At 71.6% G+C, this 22,879-nt stretch carries 19 protein-coding genes; 10 read left to right on the top strand and 9 right to left on the bottom strand.

Annotated elements, in window-relative coordinates:
• Positions 1-107 precede the first annotated feature (107 nt).
• The 5 genes from ABZ937_RS10285 to ABZ937_RS10265 form a co-directional block, all read right to left on the bottom strand.
• Positions 108-1,031, bottom strand: coding sequence for a serine hydrolase (locus ABZ937_RS10285; RefSeq protein WP_361688483.1), 924 nt, complete (start codon positions 1,029-1,031; stop codon positions 108-110).
• 366 nt (positions 1,032-1,397) lie between these two features.
• Positions 1,398-2,729 (bottom strand): VanZ family protein, encoded by a 1,332-nt coding sequence (locus tag ABZ937_RS10280; protein WP_361688480.1) that lies wholly within the window; start codon positions 2,727-2,729, stop codon positions 1,398-1,400.
• A gap of 287 nt (positions 2,730-3,016) precedes the next feature.
• On the bottom strand, positions 3,017-4,702 hold the full coding sequence (locus ABZ937_RS10275) for a thiamine pyrophosphate-binding protein (protein WP_361688477.1): 1,686 nt from the start codon (positions 4,700-4,702) through the stop codon (positions 3,017-3,019).
• Complete coding sequence (gene speB, locus ABZ937_RS10270) at positions 4,699-5,679, bottom strand: agmatinase (RefSeq protein WP_361688474.1); 981 nt, start codon at positions 5,677-5,679, stop codon at positions 4,699-4,701. Before speB ends, ABZ937_RS10275 begins: the two co-directional genes overlap by 4 nt.
• Positions 5,680-5,735: 56 nt before the next feature.
• Entirely contained in the window at positions 5,736-7,190 is a 1,455-nt protein-coding gene (locus ABZ937_RS10265) for a sodium:solute symporter (RefSeq protein WP_361688471.1), read from the bottom strand.
• A 191-nt stretch (positions 7,191-7,381) separates the two neighbouring features.
• Here ABZ937_RS10265 and ABZ937_RS10260 point away from each other — a divergent pair, with 191 nt between their 5' ends.
• The 3 genes from ABZ937_RS10260 to ABZ937_RS10250 all read left to right on the top strand — a co-directional run bounded on the left by ABZ937_RS10260 (position 7,382) and on the right by ABZ937_RS10250 (position 10,456).
• A complete protein-coding gene (locus tag ABZ937_RS10260; RefSeq protein WP_361688468.1) occupies positions 7,382-8,998 on the top strand; it encodes a helix-turn-helix domain-containing protein in 1,617 nt (538 codons plus the stop codon).
• Positions 8,999-9,189: 191 nt separating this feature from the next.
• Positions 9,190-9,978: a phosphatase gene (locus ABZ937_RS10255; RefSeq protein WP_361688465.1), complete on the top strand. Its 789-nt coding sequence runs from the start codon at positions 9,190-9,192 to the stop codon at positions 9,976-9,978.
• Between the two features lie 94 nt (positions 9,979-10,072).
• On the top strand, positions 10,073-10,456 hold the full coding sequence (locus ABZ937_RS10250) for a hypothetical protein (RefSeq protein WP_361688462.1): 384 nt from the start codon (positions 10,073-10,075) through the stop codon (positions 10,454-10,456).
• Positions 10,457-10,765: 309 nt separating this feature from the next.
• Here the strand turns inward: ABZ937_RS10250 and ABZ937_RS10245 are convergent, their stop codons facing one another.
• The 4 genes from ABZ937_RS10245 to ABZ937_RS10230 all read right to left on the bottom strand — a co-directional run bounded on the left by ABZ937_RS10245 (position 10,766) and on the right by ABZ937_RS10230 (position 14,151).
• Positions 10,766-11,647 (bottom strand): acyl-CoA thioesterase II, encoded by an 882-nt coding sequence (locus ABZ937_RS10245; RefSeq protein WP_361688459.1) that lies wholly within the window; start codon positions 11,645-11,647, stop codon positions 10,766-10,768.
• A 35-nt stretch (positions 11,648-11,682) separates the two neighbouring features.
• Complete coding sequence (locus ABZ937_RS10240; protein WP_361688457.1) at positions 11,683-12,840, bottom strand: acyl-CoA dehydrogenase family protein; 1,158 nt, start codon at positions 12,838-12,840, stop codon at positions 11,683-11,685.
• Positions 12,841-12,949: 109 nt separating this feature from the next.
• Positions 12,950-13,519 (bottom strand): Uma2 family endonuclease, encoded by a 570-nt coding sequence (locus ABZ937_RS10235; RefSeq protein ID WP_361688454.1) that lies wholly within the window; start codon positions 13,517-13,519, stop codon positions 12,950-12,952.
• Positions 13,520-13,554: 35 nt separating this feature from the next.
• Positions 13,555-14,151: a TetR/AcrR family transcriptional regulator gene (locus ABZ937_RS10230; protein ID WP_361688451.1), complete on the bottom strand. Its 597-nt coding sequence runs from the start codon at positions 14,149-14,151 to the stop codon at positions 13,555-13,557.
• 107 nt (positions 14,152-14,258) lie between these two features.
• Here ABZ937_RS10230 and ABZ937_RS10225 point away from each other — a divergent pair, with 107 nt between their 5' ends.
• The 7 genes from ABZ937_RS10225 (at position 14,259) to ABZ937_RS10195 (ending at position 22,787) form a co-directional block, all read left to right on the top strand.
• A complete protein-coding gene (locus ABZ937_RS10225; protein WP_361688448.1) occupies positions 14,259-15,890 on the top strand; it encodes a carboxyl transferase domain-containing protein in 1,632 nt (543 codons plus the stop codon).
• 11 nt (positions 15,891-15,901) lie between these two features.
• Entirely contained in the window at positions 15,902-17,818 is a 1,917-nt protein-coding gene (locus ABZ937_RS10220) for a biotin carboxylase N-terminal domain-containing protein (RefSeq protein ID WP_361688445.1), read from the top strand.
• Positions 17,815-18,756, top strand: a complete 942-nt coding sequence (locus tag ABZ937_RS10215) for a hydroxymethylglutaryl-CoA lyase (protein WP_361688442.1) — start codon at positions 17,815-17,817, stop codon at positions 18,754-18,756. Before ABZ937_RS10220 ends, ABZ937_RS10215 begins: the two co-directional genes overlap by 4 nt.
• 5 nt (positions 18,757-18,761) lie before the next feature.
• Complete coding sequence (locus ABZ937_RS10210; protein ID WP_361688439.1) at positions 18,762-19,922, top strand: acyl-CoA dehydrogenase family protein; 1,161 nt, start codon at positions 18,762-18,764, stop codon at positions 19,920-19,922.
• A gap of 24 nt (positions 19,923-19,946) precedes the next feature.
• A complete protein-coding gene (locus tag ABZ937_RS10205) occupies positions 19,947-20,726 on the top strand; it encodes a hypothetical protein (protein ID WP_361688436.1) in 780 nt (259 codons plus the stop codon).
• Positions 20,727-20,833: 107 nt separating this feature from the next.
• Positions 20,834-21,883 (top strand): ABC transporter substrate-binding protein, encoded by a 1,050-nt coding sequence (locus ABZ937_RS10200; protein WP_361688433.1) that lies wholly within the window; start codon positions 20,834-20,836, stop codon positions 21,881-21,883.
• Positions 21,884-21,944: 61 nt separating this feature from the next.
• Positions 21,945-22,787: a siderophore-interacting protein gene (locus ABZ937_RS10195; RefSeq protein ID WP_361688431.1), complete on the top strand. Its 843-nt coding sequence runs from the start codon at positions 21,945-21,947 to the stop codon at positions 22,785-22,787.
• Positions 22,788-22,879 lie beyond the last annotated feature (92 nt).

Genomic DNA, 22,879 nt, shown 5'->3' with positions numbered 1-22,879 from the left:
GCCGCCGCCGGGCCGGCGGCGAGAGCGGCGAGTACGGGTCCCCGGCGCAGGGCCGTCACCGTGGAACCGGTCGGTGACGGACGTACGGGAGGCCGTCCCGCGAAGCGTCAGCCCTGCGGCGGCGCCGCGACGAACGCCTCGCGCGGCTGGCTGGTCGGCGTGTAGCGGGTGACGCCGGAGGTGGTCGGCACCAGGTCCTTGTGGATGGCCTTGGCGACGTTCTGGATGGTGGTCACGCCGTAGCTCATGGTGCTGTTGTCCTGCGTCAGCACGGTGATCATGTAATCGTGCCCGGCGCCGTTGAAGGTGCCCAGGCTGTGCACCCGCCAGCCGTGCGTGGAGCGCTGCAGCCAGCCGTTCTTGACGTGCACCGAGACGGAGGAGGGCGCTCCGGCGGGCGTGCCCCAGCGCTGGTCGGAGACGACCTGGCCCATCAGCTGGAGGATGTAGGCGCGGGCGTTGTCGCTGAGCACGCTGTTCTTGGCGGTGACGAGCTTGAGGAGCTTCTGCTCGTCGGTGACGTTCTCCTGGGTGAGGCCCCAGTAGCCGTCCGCGCCCGGAACGGTCTTGGTCATGCCGGCGGCGGACAGGAAGCCCTTGATCTTCGTCATGCCCAGCTGCTTCCACAGCTTGCTGGTCGCGTCGTTGTCGGACCGGGTGATCATGGCCTTGGCGAGCGACTGCTCGGTGCTCGTCAGATACCGGTTGTGCTTCTTCGCGTCCCACAGCAGCGTGGCGAGCACGGTGACCTTGACGGTGCTGGCCGAGTCGTAGGCGCTGGTGGCCCGCAGGGTGCAGGTCGTCTTGGTGCTGCGGTCGTACAGGCCGATCGCGACGGTGCCCTTGCGGTTGGTGAGCGCCGCCGTGATGTCCTTCTTCAGCTTGTCGGCCAGGCCGGCCTTGGCGGACGTACAGGTCACGGCGGGCGTCGTCGCGGCCGCCGGGGTGGCGGCGGTGACGGCCGGTATGAGCAGCGCGGCACTGACGGCAGCCGCGAGCACACCGGCCCGGCCGGGTGTCCGGAAAGTCATGAAAAGTTCCCCTTGAACGTCGTACGGGCGTCCCCCTGAACGCCGTTGAGCGCACCCGTGCGCTGTCTGAGTGGACTCGCCAGGGCGGTCGAAAGTTGTACGCACGTTCGCTGAACCGGAGTTCCTTACCTGACTCTCACCGACCCACAGGGTCCGCCCAGGCGGGCCCCAGCGCGCGGCGCTGCTCGGCGCGAGCACCGAATTGATCGCGTACCTGAAGAAGCACCAGGACGGCGCCAAGTGGCTGCTTGCCGTGTCGAGTTCGCAGAGCGCGACCCGGCGGCAACAGTGCCGGTTCCGAGGTCACGGCGTGGGTGCGGAAGCACGGGACGGCGGTGATCGGACGTGGACTGACACCGGGCTGCGTCACTCGACGAACTGACGGGTCGCGGCGTCCACGACCGAGACCCCTGGATCGCAGCCGTCCCCGTCCTGGTCGGGCTCACACCCGGGGTCGATGACCTCGACGGACCACACCGCGCGCCAAGGGCCCCGATTGCCCTTGGCGCGCACGGTCGTCAGCTCGCGGGCGTGGTACCGCAGGCTCCCGACGGCGCCCCCGCTCTTCCGGTCTCGCTCGCGGACCGTCTTCTCCGCCTGCCGTGCCGTCATCAGCTCGGCCGGAACGTGCACGTGCGTGGGCCCGAGGTCGACCGTCAGCCCGTGCACCTGCCCGGCCCGGTCGATCCGTACGTCGAGGCTGCGGGGCATGTCCACCCCACGCTCCCGGAACCGCCAGGAGGTGATCCACCCGTCCCCGCCCTGGTCTTTGCCGGCCGGCCGCGTCGCGTGCCAGGAGGCCGACTCGGCCCACCGGTAGTGGGCACGCATGTAGGTGCGGGCGATGCGGTACGCGTCCCGGGCGTCGCGCGGCCGGGTGGCGCCGGGGACGGGGAAGCCGGCGTTGTCGAGGTCGACCGTGAGCCGGCGCCCGCCGGGCCACATCAGCTCCGCGGGGAATTCCCCGGCCAGCTGGATGGACATCCACCCGTTGTAGCCGTCGAGACCGGGGCTGACGGTGACCTTTCCGACCCGGTACCGGTCGCCGAAGGCCTGCCGTACGGCCCGTTCGGCGGCCTCCCTCTCCTCGCCGTCCGCGTCGCGCATGCTGGAGCCGTCGACATGGTTGAGGGTGACCGCGGCGTGCACCACGGCGCCCCCGAGCAGCCCGAGCGCCCCGAGGAGAACCACGGCGGACCTGGCCCAGGCCCGCCAGGCGACCCGCCCGCGCACCGCCAGGAGTCCCGCGGCCAGGCCCACCAGTCCCCCGCCCACGTTCATCTCGACGTCGGAGCTGTCGCAGATCCCGCCGGCGAACGGGGCGAGGGCCTGGGTGAGTTCGATGAGGCAGGGCAGCGCGAGCACACCGGCCAGCACCGGTACCGGCCGCCGCAGCGCGAGCACCCCGAACAGCCCGACCGGCACGAACATGGCCAGGTTCCACTGCCCCTGGGTGGTGTGGAGCGGCTCGGTGAGCTGATGGTCGACCACACACTCGGCGACGCCGTGCTCACCGGTCCGCAGGGCGAGGGTCACCCCGAGGACCCCGGTGAGGCAGAAGGCCAGCGGCAACCACCAGAAGGCGTGGGCTGCCCCGCGCCACCGGGCGACGCCCCACGCCCCACCGCCGATCACGAACGCGACGACGGTGAGCCCGGCCAGGAACCCGTAGTCGTCGCGGAACACAGCCTCGAACACGAGACGCTCTCCCCCGTCGGTGGCGGCCTGGTCAGGGCCGCGCTTCCATGATCACCTCAGGGGACGACCGCGAGGGGCCGGGCAGTTCCGGGCCGCCGCCGCTAGGCCCTCTCGTTTGGATCATCCCGGCGTCGCGGGGTCTGGCACGCACATCTGCGGCGTTGTCGTCGGTTGCCAACGCTCCGCGTTGGCGCCCTCCTCCGCCTTGCAGCTGCACGCACCAGACCCCGCTCGGGTCGGCCAGGAGGCGCCGCACCTCACGGCCGGCCTGATCCAAACGACAGGACCTAGCCGAGATGCGTCGGCGCGAACATCCGCAGTACCGCCGGGAGTACGACCACCGACGGGCCCGGTGTGGCCAGGGCCTTCGCCAAGTCCTCCTCCAGCGTCTCCGCAGTCGTACGGACACCCGGCACGCCGAAGGACTCCGCCAGGGCCACATAGTCCGGGCGGGTCAGTTCCGTTGCCGTCGCCTGGCCGAAGGCGTCCGTCATGTACTCGCGGAGGATGCCGTAGCCGCCGTCGTCGACGATCAGCCAGGTGACCGGGAGGTCGTACTGGCGAGCCGTGGCCAGTTCGGCGATGGAGTACAGGGCTCCGCCGTCGCCCGACACCGCCAGGACCGGCCGCGTCGGGTCCGCCGCCGCCGCGCCCAGGGCCGCCGGGAAGCCGTAGCCGAGGCCGCCCGCGCCCTGGGCCGAGTGCATGGTGTTGGTGCCCCGGGGGTCGAATGCCGACCAGGCCCAGTACGCCAGGATCGTCATGTCCCAGAAGGACGGGGAGTCGGCGGGCAGCGCGCGGCGTACGGCGCCCAACACCTCCTGCTCCAGGGTGAGGTCCTGGGCGGCGATGCGCTCGCCGACGCGGGACAGCAGCTCGCGCACCCGCTCCGGCGCCGACTCGTCCGTGCGCTCCTCCACCGTCTCCAGCAGCGCCTGCAGCGCCGGTCGGGCGTCCGCGTGGATGCCGATCGCCGGGTGGTTGGACTCCAGCTTGCCGAGGTCCGCCTCGATCTGGATCACACGGCCCCGGGGCTTGAACGTGTGGTAGTTGGAGGAGAGTTCACCCAGGCCCGAGCCGACCACCAGGAGGACGTCCGCGTCCTCAAGGAAGTCCGTGGTGTGCCGGTCCTCCAGCCAGGACTGCAACGACAACAGGTGCTCCCAGGGGAAGGCGCCCTTGCCGCCGAAGGTCGTGACCACGGGCGCCTGGAGCTTCTCGGCCAGTGCCCTCAGCTTTCCCGAGGCGTCGGAGCGTACGACGCCGCCGCCCGCGATGATCGCCGGGCGGGCCGCGCGCGACAGCAGGTCGGCCGCCAGCGCGGTCAGTTCGGGGCGCGGGACCAGGTCGTCCGGGGTCGCGTCCATCGCCGTCACCACGGGCAGCGTCGCCTCGGCGAGGAGGACGTCCTGCGGGATCTCCACCCACACCGGGCCGTGCGGGGCGGTCAGGGCCGACCGCCAGGCCGCCGCGATGGCGGACGGGATCTGGGACTGGGTGCGGACCGAGTGCACCGACTTCACCACGCCCCGGAACGAGGCCGCCTGGTCCGGGAGTTCGTGGAGGTAGCCGTGCCGGCCGCCGCCCAGGCCGGCCGTCGGGATCTGGCTGCTGATCGCCAGGACGGGCGCGGAGGCCGCCGCCGCCTCCTGGAGTGCCGCCAGCGACGTCAGCGCGCCCGGGCCCGTCGAGAGGAGCAGCGGGGCCGCCTCTCCGGTGATCCTGCCGTACGCGTCCGCCGCGAAGCCCGCGTTGTTCTCCACCCGCAGGCCGATGTAGCGGAGGGAGGAGCGGCGCAGGGCGTCGAACATGCCGAGCGCGTGCTGGCCGGGCAGGCCGAAGACGGTGGTGGCGCCGAGCCCGGCCAGCGTCTCCACGACCAGGTCTCCGCCGTTGCGCCCCGGGGGAGGGTTCAGGGCCGCGGTGATCTGCGCCGGCGTCGGGCGGAGTACCAGGTCGTGGTCGTGGGTCACTTCGCTTCCGCGTCCTTCCGGGCCGCCGCGATCTGGCGGCTCATGATGGTGGTCAGTTCGTAGGCCGTGTGGGAGGCGGCCACCGAGGTGATCTCGGCGTGGTCGTACGCCGGGGCGACCTCGACGACGTCCGCCGACACCAGGTTGCAGGAGGCCAGGCCGCGCAGGATCTCCAGGAGCTCGCGGGAGGTCATGCCGCCCGCCTCCGGGGTGCCGGTGCCGGGCGCGTGGGCCGGGTCGAGGCAGTCGATGTCGATGGAGATGTACAGCGGGCGGTCGCCGATGCGCTGGCGCAGCTGGTCGGCGACCTCGTCGGCGCCGCGGCGGTAGATGTCCGCCGAGGTGACGATGCCGAAGCCCATCTTCTCGTCGTCGGTGAGGTCCTGCTTGCCGTACAGCGGGCCGCGGGTGCCGACGTGGGAGAGGGCGGAGGTGTCGAGGATGCCCTCCTCGACCGCGCGGCGGAACGGGGTGCCGTGCGTGTACTCGGCGCCGAAGTAGGTGTCCCAGGTGTCCAGGTGGGCGTCGAAGTGGAGCAGGGCGACCGGGCCGTGCTTCTTCGCGACCGAGCGGAGCAGCGGGAGGGCGATGGTGTGGTCGCCGCCCAGGGTCATCAGGCGGGCGCCCGTGCCGAGCAGCTCGTCGGCCGCCGCCTCGACGGTCTCCACGGCCTCGTTGATGTTGAACGGGTTCACGGCGATGTCACCGCCGTCGGCCACCTGCGCCAGCGCGAACGGCGACGCGTCCTGCGCGGGGTTGTACGGGCGCAGCAGCCGGGACGCCTCGCGGATGGCGTTGCCGCCGAAGCGGGCGCCCGGCCGGTACGAGACGCCGGAGTCGAACGGCACGCCGACCACGGCGACGTCGGCGCGGCCGACCTCGTCGAGGCGGGGCAGCCGGGCGAAGGTCGCGGGACCCGCGTACCGCGGGATACGGGAGGAGTCGACGGGGCCGCGGGGCGTCTCGTTGCTGCTCATGATGAATTGCCTTCTTTCCTGCGCTTCGTCGCGCATGTACTGCTATCCATACGACTCTACTGGTGAGCCGGGACCGGTTCGGACGCGAGTTCGGGGGAGCGGCCGGCGAGGCGCTCGCGCCAGGTGGCGAGGACCGCCTCGTCGGTGGGCCTGGTCGCCAGGGAGACGGCGACGTAGGCGGCGAGGGAGGCCAGCAGGCCGTAGTAGACGGGCTCGTTGGCGAGGATGCCGTAGCCGGCCATCAGGCCGATGACGGCCAGGCCGCCGACGGCGACGGAGGCCAGCGCGCCCTGGACGGTGCCGCGCTTCCACAGCAGGCCGCCGAGGATGGGCACGAGCAGGCCGCCGACGAGGAGGTTGTAGGCCACGGTGAGCGCCTCGACCACGTTGTTCAGCGCGATCGCCGTGCCGATCACCGCGAGGCCCATGACCAGGATGAATACGCGGTTGCCCTGCACTTCGTCGCGTTCACCGGAAGTGGCCCTCCCCCGCAGCCGCGACCAGATGTCGTTGTTGGCGACGGTGGCGCAGGCGATCAGGGCGCCGGAGGACGTCGACATCACGGCGGCCAGGGCGGCGGCCAGGACCAGGCCGCGCACGCCCATGGGAAGTTCGTCCTTGACGATGGTGGCGAAGGCGTCGTCGGGGCTGCCGAGCTTGGGGTAGAGCACCTTGGCGGCCGTGCCGATCACCGCGCCGGCGAGGGCGTAGGCCAGACAGTAGGTGCCGGCGACCGTGCCGCCCCACTTGGCGGTCCGGTCGCTGCGGGCGGTGAACACGCGCTGCCAGATGTCCTGGCCGATCAGCATGCCGAACGTGTAGATCAGCACGTAGGTGAAGATCGTCTCGCCGCCGATGCCCAGCGGGTCGAAGTACTCGGTCGGCAGCTTGGCCTTCATCTCGGCGAAGCCGCCCGCCTTGACGACGGCGATCGGCAGGAGCAGGAGCAGCACGCCGATAGTCTTCACAACGAACTGGACCATGTCCGTCAGCGTGATCGACCACATGCCGCCGAGCGTCGAGTACGCGACGACGATCGAGCCGCCGAGGATGATCGCGGCGGTCCGGTTCATGTCGAAGAGGACGTCGAAGATCGTGGCGTAGGCGATGGTGGAGGTCACCGCGAGCATGAGGGTGTACGCCCACATGACCACGCCGGAGATGACGCCCGCGCGGCCGCCGTATCTGAGGTCCAGCATCTCGGAGACGGTGTAGACCTTCAGGCGGGCGATGCGCGCGGAGAAGAAGACGGAGAGGGCGAGCAGTCCGAGGCCGATGGTGAAGACCATCCAGGCGCCGGAGAGGCCGTACTGGTAGCCGAGGCCCACACCGCCGATGGTGGACGCGCCGCCGAGGACGATCGCCGCCATGGTGCCGGAGTACATGGCGGGCCCGAGGCGGCGGCCGGCCACCAGGAACTCGCTCTTGGACTTGGCGCGGCGCATGCCCCACCAGCCCATCGCCAGCATTCCGGCCAGATAGAGGACGATCACTGTGTAGTCGACGGCCATGGGGCCCTCCTTCGCGCGCTGTCCGGTGGCGTGTCGTGCAGGTACTTCGGGGGACGTGTCGGCAGCGGCTCGCGGGGACATCCGCCCGTACCCGCGGCTGCCGTGCTCCATCGACAGTAGGTGGCCGGAAAGCGACTGCGAAGTGTACGTTTCATCCATATGAACGGGGCGGGATGGAGGGAACGCACACCATGCCGGAGACGACCGCCCCAGCGGTCCCACCGACCCCACCGGTAACGCTCCAGGCGCTGCTGTCCCGGGAGGATCTCGCCCTGCGGCAGATCGCCGGGCCGACGGATCCGGGCATCGTGATCCACTGGGCGCACACCTCGGAGATGGCCGACCCCTACCCGTACCTGCTGGGCGGCGAGCTGCTGCTCACGGCCGGCGTGCACGTCCCGGAGGCAGCCGGCTCGGATGGGGGTCCCCCCGGTCGAGCGAATTCGAGACTGGGGGACTACTTCGACGACTACGTCTCCCGGATCGTGGCGGCGGGCGGCGCGGCCCTCGGTTTCGGGCTGGCCCCGGTGCACGACACGGTCCCGCGCGCCCTGGTCGCCGCCTGCGACCACCACGGGCTGCCGCTGCTGGAGGTCCCGCCGCAGACCACGTTCTCCGGCGTGGCCCGCGCGGTCTGGCAGCTGATGGCGCAGGCCCGGATGGCCGAGCTGCGGCGGGTCACGGAGGCCCAGCAGAGCCTCGCGGCAGCCGCCTCCCGGCCGGATCCGGTCCCCTCGGTCCTGCGCCAGCTGGCCCAGCGCCTGGGCGGCCGTGCGGTGCTGTACGGGCCCGACGGCACGGAGGTCGCGGGGGCGGGCCGGGAGACACCGGAGGGCGTCCGCTCGGCACTGGCGGAGCTGTCCGGGGTGGTCGGACCGACCGCCAGAACGACAGCACCACCGGACCACCCGCCGACAACCCCACCGGGCACGCCCACCGCCGGCCCCGCCGCCGGGGACTCCCCCTCGGCGCCCGCCGCTCCCCCCACCCGCCCCCAGCCCACCTCGGCCACCGACACCTTCGGGGCCACCCATCTCGCTGTGTACGCCCTCGGTGCGGGTGAGGGGTTCGTGCTCGGTGTGGCCGCGCCCCGGCGGGAGCCCGGCGATCACACCATCGCCTCCGTCGCCGCCGTACTGCTGTCCCTGCTCACCGGTGAGCACCAGAGCGGGGCCGGGGCGGCCCGGTCCTCCGCGCTCGTACGGCTGCTGCTGGGCGCCCCGCCCGAGGAGGTGGCCCCCCTGCTCGGCACCGGGCGGTGGCTCGTCGTGCACGCGCGGCCGGAGGCCCAGGCCCCGGACACGGTCGCCGCCTCCGCGCTCGGCGCCGCCCTCGGTTCCCCGCTGGTCGACCTCGCCCGTGATGTCGTACGGGTGCTGGTCCCGGCCGACCGGGAGCCGGAGCCGCAGCCCGGCTGGACGCTCGGGGTGAGCGCCGCGGCCGGGCCGCGGGAGTGGCCGGCCGCCGACACCCAGGCCTCCCGTGCCCTCGCCCGGGCCCGCGCCACCCGCACCGCGCTGGTCCGGCACGGCGCCGCGCGCCCCGGCCTGGGCGACCTGGTGTCCCGCGCCGAGGCCGAGGCGCACGCCCGCGCGCTGCTCGCCCCGCTGGGCGGTCAGCGCGCGCTCGTCGACACCCTGCGCACCTGGCTGTCCCTGCACGGGAGTTGGGACCGTACGGCCGTGGCGCTGGACGTGCACCGCAACACGGTCCGGCAACGCGTCGCCCGCTGCGCGGCCCTGCTGGACGCGGACCTGGACGACCCGGACGTCCGCATGGAGTTGTGGTTCGCGCTGCGGCAGAGCTGAGGGGCCCGACCCGGGCGGTCAGCCCACGTCGGCGCAGATGGCGTGGACGGAGATACCGACGGTGGCGCCGGTGGCCGACCGGCCCACGCCGACCCACCCGGTGTTGTCCAGGGCCGTTCGGCCGAGTGAGCCGCGTCCCAGCGGGCGATATGGCGAAGATTCCGGCAGCGCGCTGCCCCACAATGGAAGGCATGCCGATATCCGGGACACCCAGCCGCGCCCAGCTCGTCGACCACCTGGTGAGGACCCGTATCGCGGGGGACGTCGCCACGCCCCGCGAGAACAACCTCTCCCACTACCGCAAGCTGGCCAACGGCGACCGCCACTACTGGTTCGGGCTGGAGCTGGGCGACCGCTGGGCGGACGAGCAGGACGTGCTCGCGGTCATGGCCGAGCGGGTGGGTGTCAACGACGATCCCGAGTACCGGTACGGGCAGGACACCATCGACCCCGAACTGACCGTGGACGCGCTGGACCGGATGGCGGCGCGGCTGCGCAAGGCGGCCGAGGACCGCCAGCGGGTGCTGTTCGCGACCGGGCACCCGGGCGGCCTGCTGGACGTGCACCGGGCCACGGCCGCCGCCCTGCGCGCCGCGGGCTGTGAGATCGTCGTCATCCCGGACGGGCTGCAGACGGAAGAGGGGTACGTCATGCAGTTCGCGGACGTGTCCGTGCTGGAGCACGGGGCGACGCTGTGGCACACCCACTCCGGGGAGCCGATGCGCGCCATTCTGACCGGACTTGAGCGCGAGGGGCGACCGCTGCCGGACCTGGTGGTCGCCGACCACGGCTGGGCCGGGTACGCCGGACAGCACGGCGTCGACTCCGTGGGGTACGCCGACTGCAACGACCCGGCGCTGTTCCTCGCCGAGGCCGAGGGCACCGTGCAGGTGGTCGTGCCGCTCGACGACCACGTGGTCAGCCCGCGCTACTACGACCCGATGACGGCGTATCTGCTCGCCGCCGCCGACCTGGCCTGACGCCTGGTCCGACACCTGGTCTGACGCGACGACAGGAGTGATGTGCGGCCCCGCTGTCGGGGCCGCACATCGTGTTCAGTTCGAGCTCGGGTCAGTGGCCGCCACCGCCGCCACCACCGTGGCCACCGCCACCGCCGCCGTGGCCACCGCCACCGCCGCCGTGGTCGCCGCCGCCGCCGTGGTCGCCACCACCGCCGTGGTCGCCGCCACCATGGTCGCCGCCGTAGCCGCCGTGGTCGCCACCGTAGTCGTCGTCGTGGTCGCCACCGTAGCCGCCGTGGTCGCCGTAGTCGTCGTCATCGTCGTCCGACCAGCCGTGGTCGCCGTGGTCGCCGTGGTCGCCACCGTAGTCCCTGCTGTAGGAACTGTGGTCGCTGTGGTCCGAGGCAGAGGCGGTGCCGGCCGTGCCGAGCGCGGCTCCGCCGGCCAGCAGCAGGCCAGAGGCGGAAATCGCGACGAGGCGCCTCGTGCGCTGTGATCGCATGGGAATACCTTCCATCTCCATCGTCTCTCACGGCTCCCGGGGGAAGGCGCGAGGTGGATGGCCGCCGCCGCTGCAAGAAAGGGGAAGTCGCGGCGCGGTCTTCAGGTGTCACCGCAGCCAGTTGACGGAACGGCGGAGGTCGCCGGCGCCCGCATCCCACCCGTACGTGGTCGCGCCATCGGGTGCTGCGACAGAATCCCGAGATTCCGGAACTCCGTGTGGCCGTGCGTGCCGTTCGCTGCGGCTTTCACTCCAAGAGCCTAGTCCCGCTTGCGTCACACGTCATCTCGAACGGCACCCCCGTCACGGCTGTCTCGGGACGCGGACCACACCCTCCTGGATGACCGAGATGGCGAGCTGCCCGTCCTGGGTGTAGATGCGGGCCTGGCCGAGGCCGCGGCCACCGTGCGCGGACGGCGACTCCTGGTCGTAGAGCAGCCACTCGTCGGCGCGGAAGGGCCGGTGGAACCACATCGCGTGGTCCAGGGACGCCCCGACGACATCGCCGACGGCCCAGCCGCCGCGGCCGTGCGCGAGCAGCACGGAGTCGAGCAGGGTCATGTCGGAGACGTAGGTGGCGAGGACGACGTGCAGCAGGGGGTCGTCAGAAGCGCTGTCCAGCTTGCCGTTGGTGCGGAACCACACCTGGGAGTGCGGCTCGCGCGGCTCGCCGTACTGCCCGTACGGCGGCTCGTCCACGTACCTGAGGTCGATCGCCTCGCGGGCCTCCAGGAACCGCTCGACCACCTCGGGGGCCAGGTGGCCGTAGCCGCGCAGCCGCTCCTGGGAGGTGGGCAGGGTCGCCGGGTCCGGCGAGACGGGCATGGGCGCCTGGTGCTCCAGCCCCTCCTCGTACGTCTGGAAGGACGCCGAGAGATGGAAGATCGGCTTGCCGTGCTGGACGGCGACCACCCGGCGGGTGGTGAAGGACCGGCCGTCGCGGATGCGGTCCACGGTGTACACGATCGGCGCGCCCGGGTCGCCGGGGCGCAGGAAGTACGCGTGCAGGGAGTGGGCGGGCCGGTCCGCGGGGACCGTCCGCCCGGCGGCGACCAGCGCCTGCGCCGCGACCTGCCCGCCGAAGACCCGGGGTACGACGGCGGAGCGGGACCGGCCGCGGAAGATGTTCTCCTCGATCTGCTCCAGGTCGAGGAGATCGAGGAGATCCTGGAGTGCCTGGCTCATGGCGTCAGTTGTACCGGCCAGTGATTGCGGGGACCTTACAGACCCATGTCCTTGGCGATGATCGACTTCATGATCTCGCTGGTGCCGCCGTAGATGCGGTTGACGCGGTTGTCCGCGTACAGGCGGGCGATCGGGTACTCGTTCATGTAGCCGTAGCCGCCGTGCAGCTGGAGGCAGCGGTCGATGACGCGGTGCGCGACCTCGGTGCAGAAGAGCTTCGCGGAGGCGGCCTCGGCGGGGGTCAGCTCACCGGCGTCCAGGGCCTCCGTGGCGCGGTCGGCGACCGCCTCCGCGGCGTCCACCTCGGCCTGGCAGGCTGCCAGCTCGAACTTGGTGTTCTGGAAGTGGGCGACCGGCTTGCCGAAGACGGTGCGCTCCTGCACGTACTGCTTGGCGAACCGGACGGCGGCCTTGGCCTGCGCGTAGGCGCCGAAGGCGATGCCCCAGCGCTCGGAGGCCAGGTTGTGGCCGAGGTAGTAGAAGCCCTTGTTCTCCTCGCCGAGCAGGTCCTCGACCGGCACCTTGACGTCGACGAAGGCCAGCTCGGCGGTGTCGGAGGTCTTCAGGCCGAGCTTGTCGAGCTTGCGGCCGACGGAGTAGCCCTCGGACTTGGTGTCCACGGCGAACAGGGAGATGCCGTGGCGGCGGTCCTCGGCGGTCGGCGCGGCCGTGCGGGCGCAGACGATCACCTTGTCGGCGTGCACGCCGCCGGTGATGAAGGTCTTGGCGCCGTTGAGGACGTAGTGCGTGCCGTCCTCGGAGAGCTTGGCGGTGGACTTCATGCCCGCGAGGTCGGAGCCGGTGCCCGGCTCCGTCATCGCGATGGCCCACATCTCCTCGCCGGTGACGAACTTCGGCAGGTAGCGCTTCTTCTGCTCGTCGGTGGCGAGCATCTTGATGTACGGCAGGGCGAGCAGCACGTGCACGCCGGAGCCGCCGAAGTGGACGCCCGCGCGGGCGGTCTCCTCGTAGAGGACGGCTTCGAACTTGTGGCTGTCCAGGCCGGCGCCGCCGAACTCCTCGGGCACGTTGATGCCGAAGATGCCCAGCTCACCGAGCTTGTAGTAGAAGTCGCGCGGCGCCTGGCCGGCGGCGAACCAGTCGTCGTACACGGGTACGACCTCGGCCTCGATGAAGGCGCGAAGGGTCTCCCGGAACGCCTCGTGATCCTCGTTGAACACCGTACGGCGCACGCCGCCACCTCCACGTACCTGACATCGGCATGTCTAAGCGCTTGCTCAGATTCGAAGATACCGGCGAGTACGGCGATGAGTCCAGGGTGAGCTTGACCACGACCCCGGGTCAGTCGCGTCTCCCGTACCGGCGGAACCCGGAGGTCTTCACCATCCAGGGGCCGAAGGGAACCGAGTCCCCGAAGATGTACGGCCCCGTGTAGGCGTAACGGCCCTTGACCGGGTCGGAGTGGACCTCAACGGTGCCGGTGCGGGGGTCGACGATCATGTAATGGGCGATCCCCATGGCCGGGTAGTCGTCGAGCTTCTCGGCGAAGCCTGGATGCGGGTTCGGCGGGAGAACCTCGACCACGGCCAGCACCTGCGCCGCGTCGACGGCGAATCCCTGCTCGTCGAGGAGGGCCTCGGGCATCACGATGGCGTCCGGCCGACGCATACGGCCCATCGCCGGATACTCGATCGCAGGGCCGTTCACACAGACGCAGCCCGGATGAGTGGCGCGGACCTGCTGGTCGAGCTGGTCGCGGATGCGGCGCAGCAGACCGTGTCGGCGCAGCGACGGCCATCTCATGGCCAGCAGTGGACCGGACGGTCCGATCTCGACACTCCAGGACCCTTCGAGCCGCTCGGACCAGGCATCCAGTTCCTCGGCGATCGCGCGCATCTTCGCGTACTCCACACCCGGAGGGTAGTGAGCAGCCGGAGGCTACCGCGTCACCCCTCCCCTGCCGCCGCGAACGCCCCCCGCGCCATCCGGTGCAGCAGGGCCGCCGTCGTGCCCCGGCCGGGGAGCGTGCCGGCGCGGCCGAGGTGCGGGGTGGAGTTGAGCAGGCCGAAGACCGAGTGGACGGCGGAGCGCGCGGCCGGCTCGGTCAGCCCCGGATACACCTCGCGGACCACCTCCACCCACAGCTCCACGTACTGCCGCTGGAGCTGGCGCACCAGCTTGCGGTCGCTGTCGCGCAGCCGGTCCAGCTCGCGGTCGTGCAGGGTGATCAGCGGGCGGTCGTCCAGGGCGAAGTCGATGTGGCCCTCGATGAACGAGTCCAGGACCCGGCTCGCGGGCACCCCGTCGGCCTCCGCCAGCCGCCGCTTGGCCCCGGTGAGCAGCTGCCCGCTGATGCCGACCAGCAGCTCGGCGAGCATCGCGTCCTTGCCCGGGAAGTGCCGGTAGAGCCCGGGGCCGCTGATGCCGACCGCGGCCCCTATCTCGTCGACGCCGACGCCGTGGAAACCGCGCTCGGCGAAGAGCCGTGCGGCCTCCTTCAGGATCTGCTCACGGCGGGTGGGGGCGTCGGTTCTGGTGACCATGCAGACAATTCTAGACAGCGAGGTTAGCGGTCGTTAACCTGAAGGAAATGGTTAACGCTCATTAACAGCGGATCACAGGTTCGATCACCGGGTGAGGGGACCGCAGGATGCAGGAGGCACCGGAGCTGACGAGCGCGGCAGATCCCGCGTCGGAGGCCTGGCGGGCCAATGAACGGGCCCATCTCGCCCTCGTGGAGGAGCTGCGCGCCAAGCTGGCCGCGGCGGCCCTCGGCGGCGGCGAGAAGGCACGGGCCCGGCACACCGCGCGCGGCAAGCTGCTGCCGAGGGACAGGGTGGACACGCTGCTCGATCCGGGCTCGCCCTTCCTGGAGCTGGCCCCGCTCGCGGCCGACGGGATGTACGAGGGGCAGGCCCCGGCCGCCGGCGTGATCGCCGGGATCGGGCGGGTCAGCGGGCGCGAGTGCGTGATCGTCGCGAACGACGCCACGGTCAAGGGCGGCACGTACTACCCGATGACGGTGAAGAAGCACCTGCGGGCGCAGGAGGTGGCGCTGGAGAACCGGCTGCCGTGCCTCTACCTCGTCGACTCCGGGGGCGCCTTCCTGCCGATGCAGGACGAGGTCTTCCCCGACCGGGACCACTTCGGGCGGATCTTCTACAACCAGGCCCGGATGTCCGGCGCGGGCATCCCGCAGATCGCCGCCGTCCTCGGGTCGTGCACGGCCGGCGGGGCGTACGTCCCGGCGATGAGCGACGAGGCCGTGATCGTCCGCGGCCAGGGCACGATCTTCCTCGGCGGCCCGCCGCTGGTGAAGGCGGCCACCGGCGAGGTCGTCACGGCGGAGGAGCTGGGCGGCGGCGAGGTCCACTCCCGGATCTCCGGCGTCACCGACCACCTCGCCGAGGACGACGCGCACGCCCTCAGGACCGTCCGGAACATCGTGGCCACGCTCCCGGCCCGGCAGCCCCTCCCCTGGGAGGTCCAGCCGTCCGTGGAGCCGAAGGTGGATCCGTACGGGCTCTACGGCGCCGTCCCGGTCGACTCCCGCACCCCGTACGACGTCCGCGAGATCATCGCGCGCGTGGTCGACGGCTCCCGCTTCGCCGAGTTCAAGGCGGAGTTCGGGCAGACCCTGGTCACCGGCTTCGCCCGGATCCACGGCCACCCCGTCGGGATCGTCGCCAACAACGGCATCCTGTTCTCCGAGTCCGCCCAGAAGGGTGCCCACTTCATCGAGCTGTGCGACCAGCGCGGCATCCCGCTGGTGTTCCTGCAGAACATCTCGGGCTTCATGGTCGGCAAGGACTACGAGGCGGGCGGCATCGCCAAGCACGGCGCCAAGATGGTGACGGCGGTGGCGTGCACCCGGGTGCCCAAGCTGACCGTCGTCGTCGGCGGGTCGTACGGCGCGGGCAACTACTCGATGTGCGGCCGGGCCTACTCTCCCCGCTTCCTGTGGATGTGGCCCAACGCCAAGATCTCGGTGATGGGCGGCGAGCAGGCCGCCTCCGTCCTCGCCACGGTCAAGCGGGACCAGCTGGAGGCGCGCGGCGAGGACTGGCCGGCCGAGGACGAGGAGTCCTTCAAGGCGCCGATCCGCGCGCAGTACGAGCGCCAGGGCAACGCCTACTACGCCACGGCCCGGCTCTGGGACGACGGCGTGATCGACCCGCTGGAGACCCGTCAGGTGCTGGGCCTCGCCCTGACCGCCTGCGCCAACGCGCCACTTTCCCAAAGGGACTATACGACGCCCCAGTTCGGCGTCTTCCGGATGTGAGGAGGGGAACCGTGTTCGACACAGTGCTGGTGGCCAACCGGGGCGAGATCGCCGTACGCGTCATCCGTACGCTCCGCTCGCTGGGCGTGCGCTCGGTGGCGGTCTTCTCCGACGCCGACGCCGACGCGCGGCACGTCCGGGAGGCCGACACGGCGGTACGGATCGGCCCGGCGCCGGCCGCCGAGAGCTATCTGTCGGTGGAGCGGCTCCTTGAGGCCGCCGCCCGCACCGGCGCCCAGGCCGTCCATCCCGGGTACGGCTTCCTCGCCGAGAACGCGGCCTTCGCGCGCGCCTGCGAGGAGGCGGGGCTGGTCTTCGTCGGCCCGCCGGCGGACGCGATCGCGCTCATGGGCGACAAGATCCGCGCCAAGGAGACCGTGAAGGCGGCCGGGGTGCCGGTGGTGCCCGGCGGTCGCGACCCCGAACTGGCCGGGGCGGCCCGCGAGCTGGGGGCGCCGGTGCTGCTGAAGCCGTCCGCCGGCGGCGGCGGCAAGGGCATGCGGCTGGTGCGGGACATGTCCGTCCTGGAGGAGGAGATCGCCGCCGCCCGCCGGGAGGCCCGCGCCTCCTTCGGCGACGACACCCTGCTGGTGGAGCGGTGGATCGACCGGCCCCGGCACATCGAGATCCAGGTGCTGGCCGACGGCCACGGGAACGTGGTGCACCTCGGCGAGCGCGAGTGCTCGCTCCAGCGGCGCCACCAGAAGATCATCGAGGAGGCGCCGTCCGTCCTGCTGGACGAGCGGACGCGCGCGGCGATGGGCGAGGCGGCCGTCCAGGCGGCCCGCTCGTGCGGGTACCGGGGCGCGGGCACGGTGGAGTTCATCGTGCCGGGCAAAGACCCGTCGGCGTACTACTTCATGGAGATGAACACCCGTCTCCAGGTGGAGCACCCCGTCACCGAACTCATCACCGGGATCGACCTGGTGGAGTGGCAGCTGCGGGTGGCGGCCGGGGAACGGCTGGGCTTCGCGCAGGAGGACGTCCGGCTGACCGGGCACGCGGTCGAGGCGCGGATCTGCGCGGAGGACCCCGCGCGCGGCTTCCTCCCCTCCGGCGGCACGGTCCTGCTGCTGGACGAGCCGCAGGGTGAGGGCATCCGCACCGACTCCGGGCTCAGCGAGGGCACCGAGGTGGGCAGCCTGTACGACCCGATGCTGTCCAAGGTCATCGCGTACGGCCCCGACCGGGAGACGGCGCTGCGCAGGCTCAGGGCCGCCCTCGCCGGGACCGTCACGCTGGGCGTGCAGACCAACGCGGGGTTCCTGCGCCGGCTGCTGGCCCATCCGGCGGTGGTGTCCGGCGAGTTGGACACCGGGCTGGTGGAGCGGGTGGTGGACGAGCTGGTCCCCACGGAGGTACCGGAGGAGGTGTACGAGGCGGCGGCGGCCGTGCGTCTGGAGGCGCTGCGGCCACGTGCGCGGGGCTGGGTGGACCCCTTCTCGGTGCCGAGCGGCTGGCGCCTCGGCGGCACCCCGAAGCCGGCCGCCTTCCCGCTCCGGGTGCAGGAGCCGGTGACCCACACGCCCCGGGGCGCCCACACCGTCACCGAGGACCGGGTGGCCGTCACCCTGGACGGCGTCCGGCACACCTTCCGCCGGGCCGGTGACTGGCTCGGCCGCGACGGCGACGCCTGGCACGTCCGGGACCACGACCCGGTGGCCGCGTCGCTGAACCGCGCCGCCCACTCGGGTGCCGACTCGCTGACCGCGCCCATGCCGGGCACGGTGACCGTGGTGAAGGTGGCCGTCGGGGACGAAGTGGCCGCCGGACAGAGCCTGCTGGTGGTCGAGGCGATGAAGATGGAGCACGTCATCTCCGCCCCGCACGCGGGCACGGTCGCCGAGCTGGACGTCACGCCGGGCAGCACGGTCGCCATGGACCAGGTGCTGGCCGTCATCGCACCGCACGAGGAGGCCGAAGGATGACCGCGCCCGGACTGCCCATGGTCGTACCGACCCCGGACCTCCCCGCCCGGGTGCGGATCCACGAGGTCGGTGCGCGCGACGGGCTGCAGAACGAGAAGATGACCGTGCCGACGGAGGTCAAGGCGGACTTCATCCGCCGGCTGGCCGACGCGGGCCTGACGACGATCGAGGCGACGAGCTTCGTGCACCCCGAGTGGGTGCCCCAGCTCGCCGACGCCGAGCAGTTGTACCCGCTGGTCGGCGACCTCGACGTGGAACTCCCCGTGCTGGTGCCCAACCAGCGCGGCCTGGACCGGGCGCTGGCGCTCGGCGCCCGCCGGATCGCGGTGTTCGCCAGCGCGACCGAGTCCTTCGCGAAGGCCAACCTCAACCGGACGGTGGACGAGTCGCTGGCCGTGTTCGACCCGGTGGTGCGGCAGGCGAAGGACGCCGGCGCGCGGGTGCGCGGCTACGTCTCCATGTGCTTCGGCGACCCCTGGGAGGGCGCCGTCCCCCTCCACCAGGTGGCCCGCGTCTGCAAGGCGCTGAGGGACATGGGCTGCGACGAACTGAGCCTCGGGGACACCATCGGGGTCGCGACCCCGGGCCACGTCCACGAACTCCTCTCCCTGCTCAACGAGGAGGGCGTGCCGACGAACGTCATCGGCGTGCACTTCCACGACACCTACGGCCAGGCACTGGCCAACACCTACGCGGCACTGGAACACGGGGTCACGACGATCGACGCCTCCGCCGGAGGCCTCGGCGGCTGCCCGTACGCCAAGTCCGCGACCGGCAACCTCGCCACCGAAGACCTCGTGTGGATGCTGCAGGGCCTCGGCATCGACACCGGAGTCGACCTCGGCCGTCTCGTCGCCACCAGCGTGTGGATGGCCGCCCATCTGGGCCGACCCAGCCCGTCCCGCACCGTCCGAGCCCTGTCCCACAAGGAGCAGTGATCACGATGGACCACCGTCTCTCCCCCGAGCTGGAGGAACTCCGCCGTACGGTGGAGGAGTTCGCGCACGACGTCGTGGCGCCGAAGATCGGCGACTTCTACGAGCGGCACGAGTTCCCGTACGAGATCGTCCGCGAGATGGGCCGCATGGGCCTGTTCGGGCTGCCGTTCCCCGAGGAGTACGGCGGCATGGGCGGCGACTACCTGGCCCTCGGCATCGCCCTGGAGGAACTGGCCCGCGTCGACTCGTCGGTCGCCATCACCCTGGAGGCCGGTGTCTCGCTGGGCGCCATGCCCCTGCACCTCTTCGGCACCGAGGAGCAGAAGCGCGAGTGGCTTCCGCGCCTGTGTGCGGGCGAGATGCTGGGCGCGTTCGGCCTGACCGAGCCGGACGGCGGCTCGGATGCCGGGGCCACCCGCACCACGGCCCGCCTGGACCCGGACACGGACGAGTGGGTGATCAACGGCACGAAGTGCTTCATCACCAACTCGGGCACGGACATCACGGGTCTGGTGACGGTCACCGCGGTCACCGGCCGCAAGCCGGACGGCAGGCCGGAGATCTCGGCGATCATCGTCCCGTCCGGCACGCCGGGCTTCACGGTGGCGGCGCCCTACTCGAAGGTCGGCTGGAACGCCTCCGACACCCGCGAGCTGTCCTTCCAGGACGTCCGGGTGCCCGCCGCCAACCTCCTGGGCGAACAGGGCCGTGGCTACGCCCAGTTCCTGCGCATCCTGGACGAGGGCCGTATCGCCATCGCGGCGCTCGCGACGGGCCTGGCGCAGGGCTGTGTCGACGAGTCCGTCACGTACGCGAAGGAACGTCACGCCTTCGGCAGGCCCATCGGCGCCAACCAGGCCATCCAGTTCAAGATCGCCGACATGGAGATGAAGGCGCACACGGCCCGCCTGGCCTGGCGCGACGCCGCCAGCCGCCTGGTCTCCGGGGAACCCTTCAAGAAGGAGGCGGCCGTGGCCAAGCTGTACTCCTCCACGGTCGCCGTGGACAACGCCCGCGACGCCACCCAGATCCACGGCGGCTACGGCTTCATGAACGAGTACCCGGTGGCCCGCATGTGGCGCGACTCCAAGATCCTGGAGATCGGCGAGGGCACGAGCGAGGTCCAGCGGATGCTGATCGCCCGGGAGCTGGGCCTGGCGGGCTGAGACCCGCATGGGACCATTTCGGCCATGAGCAGCTGGAACGCGATGACCATGGCCGAGCGGGCACTGCTGCGCCGGGCCATGTCCGGGCACTTCCTGGCCGGGATGGTCCAGTACTACGGCGCCGCGCTGCGCTGGGCCGGGGACGCCGAGGCCCCGCCATCGCGCAGCTACACCGCGGACGAGGAGCGGGCACTGGTCCCGCGGCTGGCCGAGGTGGCCCTGGAGCTGGCCGGGCGAGGGCTCATCGAGGTACGCAGCACCGAGAGCGCGTGGTACCCGCAGCCCGCCGATCCGGTGCTGAGCGGTCCGGAGCTGCGGCGGGTGCTGACCGACCCGGTCCACTGGGCCGGGTCGGGCGGTTCCGGGCGCACGTTCTGGCTGTCGGCACCCGAAGCGGTCCGCGCACGCTGGCAGGCCGCCGCCTACCCGGCCCCGGAGTCGGGCGGGTTCCCGCGCCCGGAGGAGCGGACCCCGGCCGAGGAGGAGCTGCTCCTCTGCACGTTCGAGGCGAGCGGCTGGCTGACCGGCTCGTACGGCATCCTGGCGGGCCCGGAGGCGGAGTGGTCCCACGCCGAACGCGTCGCCTGGGTCGAGCCGCAGATCGCACCGCTGCTCCCCTACGTCGAGAAGGGCTGGATCGAGGTGCAGTACTTCCCCGGTACGGAGGGGGACTACACGGTCGTCCCCGCCGGCGAACTCGTGAACACCCTGGCCGACCCCGGCGTCTGGCACGAGGACGACGACTGGGGCGTCGGGGTCACCTGTGTGTTCACGGACACCGGACGGGGCGCCTGGCGCAACTGAGGCGCTCGGAAGGGCAACACCCTCTGGACATGCACTGAGGTTAGGCTAACCTGACTTCCGCATCAGTCCGGTGGGTCGCCCCGCCCTGTTCCGAAAGCAGCCGAGCCATGCCCAACGCCCGCCCGATTCCCTCGCCTTCCCGCCGTGGCCTGCTCGCCGCCGGTGGTGCTCTCGCACTCGGCGCCGCGCTCGCCGCCTGCGGGGACGACAAGGGGAAGGACACGGACTCCGGCAAGGCGGCCAAGAACGGCAAGTCCGGCCCCTGGTCCTTCAAGGACGACCGCGGCACGGCGGTGAAGCTGGACAAGGTCCCCGCGAACATCGTCGCGTTCACCGGTGTCGGTGCCGCGCTGTACGACTACGGCATCCAGGTCAAGGGCGTCTTCGGCCCGACGAAGACCACCGCCGGCAAGGCCGACGTGCAGGCCGGCGACATGGACATCAGCAAGGTGACGATCCTCGGCAACGCCTGGGGCCAGTTCAGCATCGAGAAGTACGCGTCCCTCGCGCCGGACGTGCTCATCTCGACGCTGTTCGACGACGCGGGCACCCTCTGGTACGTCCCGGACGAGTCGAAGAAGAAGATCGCCCAGCTCGCCCCCAGCGTCGGCATCTCCGTCTACGACCGCCAGCTCACCCAGCCGCTGCAGCGCATGTGGGACCTCGCCGAGTCGCTCGGCGCGGACATGACGGCGGCCAAGGTCACCGACGCCAAGAAGCGGTTCGAGGACGCCGCCGCCCGGCTGCGCGCCGCCGCCAAGGCGAAGCCCGACATCAAGGTGATGGCCGGTTCCGCGAGCGACCAGCTGTTCTACGTCTCCGGCACCAACCTCTCCGTCGACCTGGAGTACTTCAAGGCCCTCGGCGTGAACTTCGTGGAGCCGCCGGAGAGCGCGAAGAAGCAGGGCGGCGGCTGGTACGAGTCGCTCAGCTGGGAGAACGTCGACAAGTACAAGGCCGACATCATCATGCTGGACGACCGCTCCTCGGCGATCCAGCCGGCCGACATCACCAAGGCCACCTGGAAGAAGCTCCCCGCGGTCAAGGCCGGCCAGGTCATCGCCCGCTCCCCCGAGCCGATCCTGTCCTACGACAAGTGCGTGCCGCTGCTGACGACCCTGGCCGAGGCCCTGGAGAAGGCCAAGAAGGTCAGCTGACCGAGTTCCCCGACAAGCGCCCTCCGAACAAAGCCCTGAACCCCACTCTCAGGAGCCACACATGACGACGGCCGTAGCCGCCCCGTTCCGTTTCTTCTCTCTTCAGGTCGTACGGACGAGGCGGCTCGGCCCGTCTCTGGTCCGGGTCACCTTCACCGGCCCCGATCTGCACGCCTTCCACTCCCACGGACGGGACCAGTCCCTGTCGCTGTTCCTGCCGCACCCGGGGCAGAGCGAGCCCGTCGTCCCGCTGGATCTGGGCGACGGATGGTGGCAGGCCTGGCGGGAACTCCCGGACGACGTACGGGCCGTGATGCGGTCGTACACGCTCCGGTCCCTGCGCCGCGACCCCGACGAGATCGACATCGACTTCGCCCTGCACGGCGTCGAACCCGGTGCGGCCACTCCCGCCGGGCCCGCCTCCCGCTGGGCCGCGCGTTGCGCCGCCGGCGACCGGGTGCTGCTGCTCGGGCCGGCCATCGCCGACAACCGGGCGATCCGCTTCCGCCCGCCCGAGGACACCGGTCTCGTCGTGCTGTGCGGCGACGAGACGGCCGTACCCGCCGCGACCGCGATCCTCGAATCCCTCCCCGCCGGCACCCGCGTCCGCGCCTGGCTGGAGGTGCCGCACGCCGGTGACATCCAGGACGTGCGCACGGAGGCGGACGCGGAGATCACGTGGCTCGTACGGCACGACAGCTCCCCCATGGCTGTCGACGCCGTACGGGCCGCCCACCTGCCCGGCACCGAGCGGGCGTACGTGTGGATCGCGGGCGAGTCCGGTCAGGTCAAGGCGCTGCGGCGGCACTTCGTGAGTGAGCGCGGGGTGGACCGGCGGCGCGTGACCTTTGTCGGCTACTGGCGGCGGGGGATGACGGAGGAGCAGCTCCGGGCCGCGGAGTAGCGGGCCTCCCGGAGTGACGCCGGTCACCGGAGAGGTGCTCCCTGACCTTGTGTAACTTAGGTTAGGCTAACCTAAGTTAAACCCCGCACGGA

This window comes from Streptomyces sp. NPDC046727, from assembly GCF_040645635.1.
GTDB lineage: Bacteria > Actinomycetota > Actinomycetes > Streptomycetales > Streptomycetaceae > Streptomyces.
This window is presented reverse-complemented; position numbering and strand designations above follow the sequence as displayed.